Below are 12,997 nucleotides of genomic sequence, written 5' to 3' on the forward strand. Positions count from 1 at the left end.
GTCTAATGGGAAAAAACAGGAATATCAGGAAAAGTGGCCGCTACATTAAAGAACACCCTCAGTTCTTGATTGCGAAGCATTTCGCATCATCGCTTAAAATCTCCTGATGCTTTGCAGATACGTATGAAACTGCGGTATCACCTGTTAACATCTTTCCTCTAACAGAGCAGCCCGCGTTTGGCTTTTTTGCAGGAAGCGTCAAGCGGCCAAGGCAATCATCGTGCTCACAACGCATAACCAGAACATAGCGCATTGAATATTATGGAAAACAAAGAATACGTTGACCACACCCCAATGATGCAGCAGTACTTGCGTCTCAAGGCTCAGCATCCTGAAATCCTGCTGTTCTATCGCATGGGCGACTTTTATGAGCTGTTCTACGACGATGCCAAACGTGCTTCGCAGCTACTGGACATTTCCCTGACTAAGCGTGGTGCGTCTGCGGGCGAACCTATTCCGATGGCGGGCGTACCGCACCACGCCGTTGAGAATTATTTGGCCAAACTGGTGCAATTGGGTGAGTCTGTCGCCATTTGTGAACAAGTTGGCGATCCGGCCACCAGCAAAGGACCGGTAGAACGCAAGGTTGTGCGCATTGTCACGCCTGGAACCGTCAGCGATGAGGCGTTGTTGCAAGAGCGCCAAGATAATCTGCTCGCAGCCATCTGGCAGGATGCGCGCGGCTTTGGTTACGCCACGCTGGATATCAGCTCCGGCCGATTCCGCGTTGCCGAACCGGAGGATTTGGAAACTATGGCCGCCGAATTGCAGCGCACGAACCCGGCCGAACTGCTGTACCCAGAAAACTTCGAAACCATGGCGTTAATCGAACAGCGCCACGGTTTGCGCCGTCGCCCATTGTGGGAGTTCGAGCTGGATACCGCGCGTCAGCAATTAAATCTGCAATTTGGCACACGCGACCTAAGCGGCTTTGGCGTCGAGCAGTCGCAACAGGCGCTCCGCGCCGCGGGCTGTTTGCTGCAATACGTGAAAGACACCCAGCGAACGTCTCTACCGCATATCCGTGGTATCACCATGGAGCGCCAGCAAGACGGCATTATTATGGACGCCGCGACTCGGCGTAATTTAGAGATTACGCAAAACTTGTCCGGCGGCTCAGACAATACCTTAGCGGCGATTTTGGATCGTACCGTGACGCCAATGGGTAGCCGCATGTTGAAACGCTGGCTGCATATGCCCACCCGTGACGCCAAGATACTCAACAATCGTCAGCAAGCGATAGGCGCCTTACAGACACAGTATGATGACCTCCAGCTGCCGTTGCGTCAGGTTGGCGATTTAGAGCGTATTCTCGCGCGTCTGGCTCTGCGTACCGCTCGCCCACGCGATTTAGCGCGCATGCGTCATGCTTTCCAGCAATTGCCAGAGATCCGCACGCTGTTGCAAGGCATCGACATACCTCATGTGCAACAACTGCTGTCGCACGTTGGGCAATTTGATGAATTGCAGGATCTGCTGGAACGCGCCGTCGTCGAAGCGCCACCGGTATTGGTACGAGACGGTGGCGTCATCGCTAGCGGTTACAATGCTGAGCTAGATGAGTGGCGCGCGCTGGCTGACGGTGCCAGCGATTATCTCGATCGTCTCGAAATCCGCGAACGTGAAAAGCTGGGCTTGGACACGCTCAAGGTTGGGTTTAACGGCGTTCATGGCTATTACATTCAGGTCAGTCGTGGCCAAAGCCATTTAGTCCCTATTCATTACGTTCGCCGCCAAACGTTGAAAAATGCCGAGCGCTACATTATTCCTGAACTTAAGGAATACGAAGACAAAGTGCTAACGTCGAAAGGCAAGGCATTAGCGATCGAAAAGGCGTTGTATGACGAACTGTTTGACTTGCTGCTGCCACATCTGGCTGAACTACAGCAAAGTGCCAGTGCGTTAGCCGAGTTGGACGTGTTGACTAACCTGGCCGAACGCGCGGAAACGCTCAACTATGCTTGCCCGTCTATCAGTGAGCAGCCGGGTATTCGCATCACCGAAGGGCGTCATCCAGTAGTGGAACAGGTGTTGAGCGAGCCATTCATCGCTAACCCGGTTTCCCTGTCGCCGCAGCGGCGTATGTTAATCATTACTGGCCCAAACATGGGCGGTAAAAGTACCTATATGCGGCAAACAGCGCTGATTGTGCTGATGGCTCACATCGGTAGTTACGTACCCGCAAACAAGGCAACCATTGGCCCCGTGGATCGCATTTTTACCCGTGTTGGTGCTGCGGACGATCTGGCATCTGGCCGTTCCACTTTTATGGTGGAAATGACCGAAACGGCCAACATTCTGCATAATGCGACCGAAAACAGTCTGGTATTGATGGACGAAATCGGTCGCGGCACCTCAACTTACGATGGTCTATCCCTCGCCTGGGCCTGTGCGGAGAATCTTGCTAACCGCATCAAGTCCATGACACTGTTCGCAACCCACTACTTCGAACTGACAACGTTGCCAGAGAAAATGGAAGGCGTGGTCAATGTACATTTGGATGCGCTGGAACACGGTGACACTATCGCTTTCATGCACAGCGTACAGGACGGTGCCGCCAGCAAGAGTTATGGCCTGGCAGTTGCTGCATTAGCCGGTGTACCGCGCGACGTGATCAAACGCGCTCGCCAAAAACTACGGGAGCTGGAAACACTGTCTAGCCATACGGCGGCAGGCACCATCGATGCCACCCAAATGCCTCTGCTGACCGAAGAAATATCGCCGGCGGTAGAAGCATTAGAAGCCTTGGATCCTGACTCATTAACACCACGTCAGGCACTGGAGTGGGTTTATCGCCTGAAAAGCATGGTATAAACAGCGTCTTAATGCGTTGAATAGCCATAAAAAAACGGTGAGTATAGACTCACCGTTTTTTATTTAAAACAACACTGGATTATTCGCGGAACAACGCCTCAATACTCAATCCTTGCATTTGCAGAATTTCACGCAGACGACGTAAGCCTTCCACCTGAATCTGACGAACGCGTTCTCGCGTCAAACCAATCTCACGACCGACATCTTCCAACGTGGCCGCTTCATAGCCTAACAGACCAAAACGGCGCGCTAACACCTCACGCTGTTTCGGGTTGAGTTCAAACAACCATTTGACGATGCTTTGCTTCATATCATCGTCTTGCGTGGTGTCTTCAGGGCCGTTGTCTTTTTCATCGGCCAAGATATCCAGCAATGCCTTCTCAGAGTCACCACCTAACGGCGTATCAACAGAAGTGATACGTTCGTTTAGACGCAGCATTCGGCTGACATCATCAACCGGTTTATCGAGTTGCTCAGCAATCTCTTCAGCGCTTGGTTCGTGATCCAGTTTATGAGAAAGCTCACGCGCGGTGCGTAAGTAGAAAAACGGAAGCCGCGTTCTGGATCAAACTTTTCCACCGCACGAATCAAACCGAGGTTACCTTCCTCAATCAGATCCAACAGCGCCAGACCGCGATTACTATAGCGACGAGAAATTTTCACCACTAATCGCAGGTTGCTTTCAATCATACGTCGGCGGGACGGCACGTCACCGCGCAGTGCCCGCCGTGAGAAATAAACTTCTTCCTCTGCTGTCAGCAAAGGTGAATAACCGATTTCGCCAAGATAGAGCTGCGTCGCATCCAATACGCGTTGGGTAACTCCTTGGGATAACAGCTCTTCTTCAGCTAAATCATTTTCACTGGCGTCATCTACCAGTGCTTTTTCATCAAATGATTCAGCTTCTATTCCATTCTCATCGAAATCCGCATCATCATGTAACTCGTTAACTTTCAGCGTATTTTGGCTCATAAGCTGCTCCTACCCGTGATACCACGCGCAGAATACAGCGTATTCTGCACAATCTATCGCTGCGGAAGATAACGCAGCGGGTTTACGGATTTCCCCTTGTAACGAATTTCAAAATGCAAGCGTACTGAACTGGCTCCGGTGCTTCCCATGGTTGCTATTTTTTGCCCCGCCTTCACTTCTTGTTGTTCCCGGACCAGCATTGTATCGTTATGAGCGTAGGCGCTCAGGTAGTCATCATTATGTTTGATGATGATCAGATTACCGTAACCCCGTAAAGCGTTGCCTGCATAAACTACGCGCCCATTGGCGGTAGCAAAAATGGCTTGCCCACGAGAACCCGCGATATCGACACCTTTATTCCCACCGTCTGATGAGGAAAAGTTATCGATGATCTTACCGTCGGTTGGCCATCTCCAAACGCTGACTGGCCCACTGCTATTGACGGTGCTGCTCGCCACAGGCGTTGCAGCGGGGGCGGTAACAGGGGCTGTAGCGGTTCCAGCTACGGCGGCCCCTGAGGTAGGTAACATTTTACCTACATTCTGTTTACCTGAGTTGCCAGAATACGCGTTCGTTGGTTGAGAATCAACCGTTGCCGTCTGGATCTGGCTGCTGGAAGGCGGTTTAGGAATACCGCCATGTGTAGCATCCGTTGCAGCCAGCATACCGCCATTCGCAGAGCCATTGCCCAACTGGATAGTTTGCCCCACATTCAGGCTATAGGGTTCAGGGATATTGTTGCGTTGAGCCAGATCGCGGAAATCATTGCCGGTAATCCAAGCAATATAAAACAGCGTATCCCCGCGTTTTACCGTATAGGTGCTGCCGCTATAACTCCCTTTTGGAATCGCCTCATAACTGCGGTTATAGACGATTCGTTCTTGTGGAGACGCTTGTGTGCTGACAGCGCCAGAGGCGCCCTCTCCTACGCTGCTAATCGGGGCTGATGACGAACCATTGTTCGAACAACCGACCAACCACAAACTGACCATCGTACAGACCGCAACTCGGCATAAAGTAATCATTGGGCTTCCCGTGCTCATGCTTCCCCCGTGACAGCAATATCCTTCATATTTGAAGCAGTCTGATGCTGCACCAACTATTTCGGCTATAAATTTCAAAAATTCCCTCTATATCGTAGCTGAGCTTTTTAGTTTTTCTCAGATTCTACGCAAGCAGGGAGTCCTCGGCAGATACCTGAACACCAGGCCATATTCCGTCGAAGGCGTAAAACAGCATCGCCAATGTAACCACATCAGCACAGTCGTACCATAAGATAACGACTTAGACAGACAATTGTATTGAAAATTAGTCTTATTGGAACGTAAAAAGCCGCGTCAGAGACAATGAAAGTGCAACAGTTTTTGCATTTCGTTGGTAAATTGGCCAACGGCTACGCCAGTTCACCTTTCACTAACGGAACAAACCGCACGGTTTCAACCGAATCAATGGCAAACTCATGGCCATGGCGCTGAATACGTTTCAGCGTTTGCGATTGCTCACCAACCGGTAACACTAGGATGCCACCGTCATCTAATTGCGCCATTAACGCCTGCGGAATTTCTGGCGGTGCGGCGGTCACAATGATGGCGTCAAACGGCCCACGTGAGGCCCAACCTTGCCAACCATCGCCATGACGCGTCGAAACATTATGTAAATCAAGCTGTTTGAGGCGCCGTTTGGCTTGCCATTGCAACCCTTTAATCCGCTCAACCGAGCAGACGTGCTGCACCAAATGCGCCAAAATCGCCGTCTGATAACCGGAACCAGTGCCGATCTCTAATACCCGTGAGGTTGGCGTCAGGTTAAGCAATTCCGTCATCCGGGCGACCATATACGGTTGGGAGATGGTCTGGCCTGAACCAATGGGTAACGCAGTATTTTCATACGCTTTATGTTCAAGCGCTTCATCGACAAAGCGTTCACGCGGTACAGATTCGATCGCCTTTAGCAATCGCTCATCCCGGATCCCTTGCTGACACAACAGCGCCAGCAATGTTTGCATCGGCTTGTTTACCATTCCCCGCTAACCTCAGCTTTGGTTAACCATGTGTTTACCACCTCCTGCGCGGCATAAGCGGTTAAATCCACCTGTAACGGTGTCACCGCAACATATCCCTGCTCCACCGCGGCAAAATCGGTGTCAGGTCCAGCGTCACATTGAGCGCCAGGTGGGCCAATCCAATAGAGATTATGGCCACGCGGATCCTGCTGACAGAAGACTTTATCTGCCGGATGCCGGCTACCACAGCGCGTCACGCGGATACCTTTAATGTGATCGAGTGGCAAATCAGGCACATTGATGTTAAGAATTTTACCGGTGCGCAAGGGTTCGCGCTGTAATGCGCGCAGTAAACGGCAGGTGACCGCTGCCGCGGTCGCGTAATGTTGATGGCCGTTGAGCGATACCGCCAACGCAGGAAGCCCCAAATGCCGCCCTTCCATCGCTGCAGCAACCGTCCCCGAATAAATCACATCGTCGCCTAGGTTTGGCCCGGCGTTAATCCCGGAAACCACAATATCCGGGGCAGGAAGCATCAGCGAGTTGACCCCGAGATAAACACAATCGGTCGGCGTGCCATGTTGAACGGCAATATCCCCGTTCGCTGACGTTATGGTTCGCAATGGCGCATCCAACGTTAACGCATTAGAGGAACCGCTACGGTTACGATCGGGAGCCACCACCATGACATCAGCAAATTCACGCAGCGCCGCGGCCAACACCTGAATGCCCGGCGCCGTTACGCCGTCATCGTTACTCAGTAATATCCGCATCATTACTATCCTGCCGCATAATTTCGCGAACCACGCTGGTGGCGAAACTGCCAGCGGGCAGCCAGAAGCGCAGTTCAACGGTGACATCATCCCACCAGTTCCACTGCATGTTCTGCGGTTGCAATAACAGAGCCCGGCGAGCTGGTTCAACACGCTCACGCTTTAAAAGCGTAAGCAATTCCGGCTGTTCCGCCAAGCACTGCTGCTCAAACGCTAGCGCAGCGGCGGCCGTACCAAGGGAACTCTCCCCTGGTAGCGGAGCAGTGATGTGTAATTCACCGGCGTCGAGGCGCTGCTGTAAGCTTTCCAGCTCATCGGCTTGCGCCACGAACCAACTGCCCCGCCCATGGAGCTGTAGCGCGTCCCCCTCCAGCACGGTACGTTGCTGTTGGTTCGCCAAACGCGTTGAAGCCACCCAGTTGAATAGCGCACTGCGGCTGGCGGAAAGGTAAAAACTGCGCTTATTACGTTCTTTAACGCGGATTTCATCCTTCGCCCAACGACGCGCCATGATCAGGTTATTACCACCACGGCCAAAACGCTGACTGCCGAAATAATTGGGTACGCCAGCGGAGGCAATCGCCTGCAGGCGTTGTTCAACGTCATCGCGATCGCTGATTTGCCGCAGCACCAAGGTAAAGGCGTTACCTTTGAGCGTGCCAATACGCATTTTGCGGCGATGGCGTACCGCTGCCAACACTTCACAACCTTCCAGATCAAAAAGAGAAAGATCGGGATCGTCTTTGCCCGGTAGGTGCAGGCAAAACCATTGCTCCGTGACCGCATGACGATCTTTTAATCCGGCATAGCTGACTGAGCGACCATGAATACCGGCAAAGCGCGCCAAATAATCGGCAACAAATTGCGTATTACAGCCATTTTTACGGATATTCACCAGCAGGTGCTCGCCCTCACCATCTGGCTCAAAGCCCAAATCTTCCACCACCACGAAATCTTCCGGGTTGGCTTTTAACACCCCGGTGGCATGAGGTTGACCATGTAACCAGGTCAAGTTTGCCATATCCATCGCGTTACTCCTTGATTAACAAGGCAACGGCTTCACACGCGATGCCTTCGCCACGCCCGGTGAATCCCAGTTTTTCAGTGGTGGTCGCTTTAACATTTACATCATCCATGTGACATTGCAGATCTTCCGCCAGGAAGATACGCATCTGCGGGATGTGTGGTGCCATTTTGGGAGCCTGAGCAATAATGGTGACATCCAGATTCCCCAGACGATAGCCCTTTGCACGGATGCGTTTCCAGGCTTCGCGCAGCAGTTCGCGGCTATCCGCGCCCTTGAACGCCGGATCGGTATCCGGGAACAATTTACCAATGTCGCCCAACGCCGCCGCGCCTAGCAGTGCATCTGTAACGGCATGCAGCGCGACATCGCCATCAGAGTGAGCAAGAAAGCCCTGCTCAAAAGGAATGCGAACGCCACCGATCACCAGCGGGCCTTCGCCGCCAAACTTGTGTACATCAAAACCGTGACCGATACGCATCACATAGGCTCCTGTTAATCCAACTGAGTTAAATAGAATGCGGCAAGCCGAAGATCTTCCGGCCGTGTCACTTTAATATTGTCCGCACGCCCGGCGACCAACAAGGGATGATAGCCACAGTGCTCGAGCGCCGACGCCTCATCGGTGACATTTGTCCCCTCATCGAGCGCACGTTGTAAGCAGTGTTTAAGCAGGGCTAACGGGAACAGCTGCGGTGTCAGCGCATGCCATAAATCCTGACGATCCACGGTATGCGAAACCGCGTTGCCGCCCGTTTCGGCGCGCTTCATGGTATCGCGTACTGGCGCGGCCAGAATGCCCCCCACCTTACTGTGGGAAGTGATCGCCAACAAACGCGCAAGATCATCGGCGTGCAGGCACGGACGGGCGGCATCATGCACCAGCACCCATTGCGCATCACCCGCCAGTTGTAAACCGGCCATCACCGAATCAGCACGCTGCTTGCCCCCTACGGTCACTCGCACGCGGGGATCGGCGGCGATCGGCAAGGTGGCAAAGTGCACATCCTCTGAGCCGATTACCACAATCACCTGCTGAATCCGTGGATCACGCAGCAAAGCGTGGATCGCATGTTCAAGAATAGTTTGGTTATTAATCGTGAGGTATTGCTTTGGGCAATCCGTTTGCATACGGCTACCGATACCGGCAGCAGGCAAAACGGCAACCACCTGTGAAAAGGAATCTGCGGAGTGATTCATGCTTTATTTTACGTTGTTTTGCGAAGAGGCTGTCGCGCCGCGTCTAGATTGGTCAGGAACCAGACGATAGAAAGTCTCACCCGGTTTAATCATACCGAGTTCATTACGCGCGCGTTCTTCAATCGCTTCCTGACCACCGTTCAAATCATCGATTTCAGCGAACAGCTGATCGTTACGCGCTTTCAACTTGGCATTGTTGCCCTTCTGGGCCGCAACGTCATTATTGACTCGCACATAATCGTGAACACCATTCTTACCCAGCCACAGCGAATACTGTAACCAGCCGAGCAATACCAGCAATAGTAGCGTAAGTTTTCCCATCCCCGCCCCCTGAAAAACCGACCAATCATCCCACAACTTTTCGCCAGACTCCACACTGAGAATGGCTTTTCAGCGCCAGTTTGAGAATACAGATGAGAATTTACTGAGTTTATAATCTAAAAATCCGCTCAACGCGGCAAAAAACAGCGCCATTCCGCTTAAAACACGCCAAACGACAGCCCCCGTCCCCCTGCAGTAGCTGGACCTCGCGCAAGTACCTTAACACACGGCCATATGCGAAAGTGCCAGCCACCTACGCCAAGAGTGCATATTTAACCTCAATAGCATCATCTAACAGTTGTTTTTCTTCGTCTAAAAAAGTATTTTTATGCAATTAATATGAATAAATAAGCAAAACACAGACTATCTAACTTACGGGGATTATTATGTTAAAACGTTTCGTTCTAATTAGCTGCTGTCTGCTTGCCAGCGTATCTGCCCAGTCATTTGCCGCAGAAACCACCTATGTCGTTGGATCAGGCGGCACCTACCGTCCGTTTGAATTCGAAAACAGCAGCAAGCAGTTAGAAGGCTTTGATATTGACATTATTAAAGCCATCGCCAGCGCCGAGGGCTTCCAAATCAAGCTGGTCAACACACCGTGGGAAGGGATCTTCGCAACGCTTAACTCCGGTGACCGCGACATCATCATCTCTGGCATCACCATTACCGACAAGCGTAAACAGATGGTCGATTTTTCCGCGCCATACTTCCCGGCAGAACAGGCGATCGTAGTGCCTAAAGACTCCACGGTCGATTCCATCGCGGCGTTGAAATCCCTAAACGTTGGCGTCGTGAACTCCAGCACCGGCGACATCGTGGTTTCTGACGTACTCGGCAAAAACAGCACCGCCATCAAACGATTCGACAATACACCACTGATGTTACAAGAGCTATTTGAAGATGGTATCAGCGCCGCCGTCGGCGACGTGGGGGTTGCCAAGTTCTACATCAAAACGCACCCGGAAAAAGCGTTCAAACTGATCACCGATGCCAAATTTGAACGCCAGTATTTCGGCATTGCCGTCGCCAAAGGCAATGAGGAACTGCGTGACAAAATCAATGCAGGTTTGCAGAAAATTATCGCGGACGGCACTTACGCCAATATCTACCAAACCTGGTTCGACAGTCAGGTCCCAACGTTGCCAAGCGAGTAAATCGGCCAACTACAAAAAATGATAACCCGGCGTCGCGCGCTCACCGATCGCAGGGGCAGGCACTCACCTGCACTCGGCAAAGGATGCGATCACGATCAAAAGGATGTGGTTGCCCAATCCCATGATAGCTGCACGCCGCAGCCTGAACCTGCTTTTAGAAGGATTCTACCTTGAATTTTCGTTGGGAGATTATCCAGGAATACGCGCCACTGTTTATGGAAGGCGCCTGGATGACCATCAAATGCACCCTTGTCTGTGTGGTTCTCGGCACCACTTGGGGGTTACTGCTCGGCTTAGGCCGTTTAGCTCAGGCACCGCACGGCATTTGGAAACCTATTTTGCATTATGGTATTCAGTGGCCGGTGCGTATTTATATCAGCGCCTTTCGCGGTACTCCGCTGTTTGTGCAGATCATGGTGGTGCACTTTGCGTTGGTGCCGCTGTTTATCAACCCGCGCGATGGCCTGCTGGTCACTCACGGCATCATGAGCAGCGAACTCGCCCGCGCGCTGCGTGCCGATTACGGTGCATTTCTTTCCTGTGTGGTGGCAATCACCCTGAACGCGGGTGCCTATGTCTCAGAAATTTTCCGCGCCGGTATTCAGTCGATTGATCGCGGGCAGATGGAAGCTTCGCGCTCGTTAGGCATGAGCTATGGGAAAACCATGCGTAAAGTGATTCTGCCGCAGGCATTTCGCCGCATGCTGCCGCCATTAGGTAACAACGCTATCGCCATCGTGAAAGACTCTTCGCTGGCTTCCGCCATCGGCCTGGCCGATTTGGCCTACGCAGCGCGAACCGTCTCTGGCGCTTACGCTACCTATTGGGAACCCTATCTGGCGATTTCAGTGGTCTACTGGGTCATCACCTTCTTGCTTTCGCTGATGGTGCAACACATGGAAAAGAGGTTAGGTAAAAGTGATTCACGTACATAATCTGCAAAAACAATTCGGTGAAACCCATGTGCTGCGCGGTATCTCATGCCAGATTGCGCCCAGCGAAGTGGTGTGCGTCATCGGTCCATCCGGCTCCGGTAAGAGCACCTTCCTGCGCTGTATCAACGCATTGGAAACGCTGTCCGGCGGGCAGATTGAGGTTAACGGCTTTGCCATTCACCAACCGAACACCGATCTCAATAAAGTCCGCGCCAGCGTCGGCATGGTGTTCCAGCGTTTTAACCTGTTCCCGCACATGACGGTACTGGAAAATATCATCATGGCACCGATGGACGTCAAGAAGCTGTCGCGCAGCGATGCCACGCTGCGTGCTGAAGCTTTACTGAACAAGGTGGGTTTACTGGACAAAATTGATGCCTATCCCAGCAGCCTGTCTGGTGGCCAGCAACAGCGTGTGGCTATCGCCCGCGCGTTGGCTATGGAGCCGCAAATCATGCTGTTTGATGAACCAACCTCGGCGCTTGATCCTGAACTAGTGGGGGAAGTGCTCGCGGTGATGAAAGCGTTAGCGAACGAAGGCATGACCATGGTGGTGGTAACGCATGAAATGGCGTTTGCTCGAGAGGTCGCTGACCGGGTTTTGTTTATCGATCAAGGAATCGTTCAGGAGGAAGGTACGCCAGAGCAGATTTTCAGCCACCCCAACAATCCGCGTACTCAGGCATTTTTAAGCAAAGTTTTGTAACCTTCGGCACGGCTTTGCAATCTCGCCGGGCGCAGCCTTGTGCCCGGTGGGTTACCACCCCGTCAAGCTACTGAACATCAACCAGAACAAAAACCACACCGCGCTCCCCGTCATTAGCAACGTCAACAGCAAACGTCCACGCAGTAACATGCTAAAAACAATGCCAATCACGACCGAAGCGGGCATCAGAGCCAGAAATAAAGGCCAAGTATACAGCAGAAAAAACAGCGTATTAGCGCCGTAAACCATAAACGGCACCGCAAACGCCAGCCAGTAAAAAACAAAACCGCTGGCGCCACCAAGAAAAGAATAAGAGGGATCTTCTTTGTTCGGTGTTGGATCAATCAATATGGGCGAGACATTTTGCATAGCAATCCCTGGTTATTCATATCTTTCAGTGCGCTTGAGCGCACCTTAGAGTAAAAAGCGCATGGCGTTTTATCGCCACACGCTTTTTCGAATTCAGGATTTGATCATAGCCTGATCACGCAGCACGTCTAACATTTGCGCAACCAAATTTGTTACCAATTGTTCGCCATTTAGCTGAATATCTGGGGCAGTTGGCGCTTCATAGACGGCATCAATGCCGGTGAAATTCCGCAGCTCTCCGGCGCGGGCTTTCTTATACAATCCCTTAGGATCGCGCGCTTCACAAATTGCCAATGGCGTATCGACAAAGACCTCAATAAATTGATCGGGGCCGAGCATGTCACGCACCATTTGGCGTTCGGCACGGTGCGGTGAAATAAACGCGGTTAACACCACCAACCCGGCATCAACCATGAGCTTCGCCACCTCACCGACGCGGCGAATATTCTCGCGCCGGTCGTCATCGGAAAACCCCAAATCGCGGCATAGCCCGTGACGCACGTTATCCCCATCGAGCAGATAAGTACTGACCCCTTGCGCATGCAACGCCTGTTCCAACGCGCCAGCAACGGTCGATTTCCCCGACCCCGAAAGCCCGGTAAACCACAATACCGCCCCACGGTGGCCGTTACGTGCCTCCCGATCCGCACACGTCACCGCATGCGGATGCCATACTACGTTTTCATCATCCGGCCCGGTCAGCCGCTGCTCCACATCGGCCACG

The 12,997-nt window shown here is 52.4% G+C and carries 13 protein-coding genes and 1 pseudogene; 4 read left to right on the plus strand and 10 right to left on the minus strand.

All coding sequences use genetic code 11. The annotated features are described in order from the left end of the window. Nucleotides 1–261: 261 nt before the first annotated feature. Complete coding sequence (mutS, locus tag ACQKDS_RS00130) at nt 262–2,814, plus strand: DNA mismatch repair protein MutS (RefSeq protein WP_399665071.1); 2,553 nt, start codon at nt 262–264, stop codon at nt 2,812–2,814. A gap of 79 nt (nt 2,815–2,893) precedes the next feature. Here mutS and ACQKDS_RS00135 read toward each other — a convergent pair. The 8 genes and pseudogenes from ACQKDS_RS00135 to ftsB form a co-directional block, all read right to left on the minus strand. Next, nucleotides 2,894–3,786: pseudogene (locus ACQKDS_RS00135) on the minus strand (sigma-70 family RNA polymerase sigma factor). Nucleotides 3,787–3,839: 53 nt separating this feature from the next. Continuing rightward, nucleotides 3,840–4,811: a murein hydrolase activator NlpD gene (gene nlpD, locus ACQKDS_RS00140; RefSeq protein ID WP_399665188.1), complete on the minus strand. Its 972-nt coding sequence runs from the start codon at nt 4,809–4,811 to the stop codon at nt 3,840–3,842. 368 nt (nt 4,812–5,179) lie between these two features. Then, entirely contained in the window at nt 5,180–5,806 is a 627-nt protein-coding gene (locus ACQKDS_RS00145; RefSeq protein ID WP_399665068.1) for a protein-L-isoaspartate(D-aspartate) O-methyltransferase, read from the minus strand. Then, nucleotides 5,800–6,561 (minus strand): 5'/3'-nucleotidase SurE, encoded by a 762-nt coding sequence (surE, locus tag ACQKDS_RS00150; RefSeq protein ID WP_399665185.1) that lies wholly within the window; start codon nt 6,559–6,561, stop codon nt 5,800–5,802. The genes ACQKDS_RS00145 and surE overlap by 7 nt, the downstream gene beginning before the upstream one ends. After that, nucleotides 6,542–7,588: a tRNA pseudouridine(13) synthase TruD gene (gene truD / locus ACQKDS_RS00155; RefSeq protein WP_399665065.1), complete on the minus strand. Its 1,047-nt coding sequence runs from the start codon at nt 7,586–7,588 to the stop codon at nt 6,542–6,544. The genes surE and truD overlap by 20 nt, the downstream gene beginning before the upstream one ends. A 4-nt stretch (nt 7,589–7,592) precedes the next feature. Then, a complete protein-coding gene (gene ispF / locus ACQKDS_RS00160) occupies nt 7,593–8,066 on the minus strand; it encodes a 2-C-methyl-D-erythritol 2,4-cyclodiphosphate synthase (RefSeq protein ID WP_399665182.1) in 474 nt (157 codons plus the stop codon). A gap of 14 nt (nt 8,067–8,080) precedes the next feature. Continuing rightward, nucleotides 8,081–8,785: a 2-C-methyl-D-erythritol 4-phosphate cytidylyltransferase gene (gene ispD, locus ACQKDS_RS00165; protein WP_399665062.1), complete on the minus strand. Its 705-nt coding sequence runs from the start codon at nt 8,783–8,785 to the stop codon at nt 8,081–8,083. A gap of 3 nt (nt 8,786–8,788) precedes the next feature. Continuing rightward, nucleotides 8,789–9,106 (minus strand): cell division protein FtsB, encoded by a 318-nt coding sequence (gene ftsB, locus ACQKDS_RS00170; protein ID WP_399665059.1) that lies wholly within the window; start codon nt 9,104–9,106, stop codon nt 8,789–8,791. Between the two features lie 386 nt (nt 9,107–9,492). Here ftsB and ACQKDS_RS00175 point away from each other — a divergent pair, with 386 nt between their 5' ends. The 3 genes from ACQKDS_RS00175 (at nt 9,493) to ACQKDS_RS00185 (ending at nt 11,904) form a co-directional block, all read left to right on the plus strand. Further along, nucleotides 9,493–10,263, plus strand: a complete 771-nt coding sequence (locus tag ACQKDS_RS00175) for a basic amino acid ABC transporter substrate-binding protein (protein ID WP_399665056.1) — start codon at nt 9,493–9,495, stop codon at nt 10,261–10,263. 215 nt (nt 10,264–10,478) lie between these two features. Next, a complete protein-coding gene (locus tag ACQKDS_RS00180; RefSeq protein ID WP_399665179.1) occupies nt 10,479–11,198 on the plus strand; it encodes an amino acid ABC transporter permease in 720 nt (239 codons plus the stop codon). Further along, complete coding sequence (locus ACQKDS_RS00185; RefSeq protein WP_399665053.1) at nt 11,182–11,904, plus strand: amino acid ABC transporter ATP-binding protein; 723 nt, start codon at nt 11,182–11,184, stop codon at nt 11,902–11,904. The genes ACQKDS_RS00180 and ACQKDS_RS00185 overlap by 17 nt, the downstream gene beginning before the upstream one ends. A 51-nt stretch (nt 11,905–11,955) precedes the next feature. Here the strand turns inward: ACQKDS_RS00185 and ACQKDS_RS00190 are convergent, their stop codons facing one another. Both ACQKDS_RS00190 and cysC read right to left on the minus strand, forming a co-directional pair. Then, a complete protein-coding gene (locus tag ACQKDS_RS00190; RefSeq protein ID WP_399665051.1) occupies nt 11,956–12,273 on the minus strand; it encodes a DUF3561 family protein in 318 nt (105 codons plus the stop codon). A 93-nt stretch (nt 12,274–12,366) separates the two neighbouring features. Next, the gene (gene cysC / locus ACQKDS_RS00195; RefSeq protein WP_399665176.1) at nt 12,367–12,996 is read right to left on the minus strand and encodes an adenylyl-sulfate kinase; all 630 of its coding nucleotides are present in this window, start codon (nt 12,994–12,996) and stop codon (nt 12,367–12,369) included. Nucleotide 12,997 lies beyond the last annotated feature (1 nt).

It is taken from the genome of Serratia sp. NPDC078593, from assembly GCF_050268245.1.
Lineage (GTDB): Bacteria > Pseudomonadota > Gammaproteobacteria > Enterobacterales > Enterobacteriaceae > JBNNGK01.

Excerpts from the sequence above, each read along its gene's own strand:
- ACQKDS_RS00190 (WP_399665051.1), bottom strand. The coding sequence starts at position 12,273 with ATGCAAAATGTCTCGCCCATATTGATTGATCCAACACCGAACAAAGAA.
- nlpD (WP_399665188.1), bottom strand. The coding sequence starts at position 4,811 with ATGATTACTTTATGCCGAGTTGCGGTCTGTACGATGGTCAGTTTGTGG.
- ftsB (WP_399665059.1), bottom strand. The coding sequence starts at position 9,106 with ATGGGAAAACTTACGCTACTATTGCTGGTATTGCTCGGCTGGTTACAG.
- ispF (WP_399665182.1), bottom strand. The coding sequence starts at position 8,066 with ATGCGTATCGGTCACGGTTTTGATGTACACAAGTTTGGCGGCGAAGGC.
- ACQKDS_RS00180 (WP_399665179.1), top strand. The coding sequence starts at position 10,479 with ATGGAAGGCGCCTGGATGACCATCAAATGCACCCTTGTCTGTGTGGTT.
- ACQKDS_RS00145 (WP_399665068.1), bottom strand. The coding sequence starts at position 5,806 with ATGGTAAACAAGCCGATGCAAACATTGCTGGCGCTGTTGTGTCAGCAA.
- truD (WP_399665065.1), bottom strand. The coding sequence starts at position 7,588 with ATGGATATGGCAAACTTGACCTGGTTACATGGTCAACCTCATGCCACC.
- mutS (WP_399665071.1), top strand. The coding sequence starts at position 262 with ATGGAAAACAAAGAATACGTTGACCACACCCCAATGATGCAGCAGTAC.
- ACQKDS_RS00175 (WP_399665056.1), top strand. The coding sequence starts at position 9,493 with ATGTTAAAACGTTTCGTTCTAATTAGCTGCTGTCTGCTTGCCAGCGTA.
- ispD (WP_399665062.1), bottom strand. The coding sequence starts at position 8,785 with ATGAATCACTCCGCAGATTCCTTTTCACAGGTGGTTGCCGTTTTGCCT.
- surE (WP_399665185.1), bottom strand. The coding sequence starts at position 6,561 with ATGCGGATATTACTGAGTAACGATGACGGCGTAACGGCGCCGGGCATT.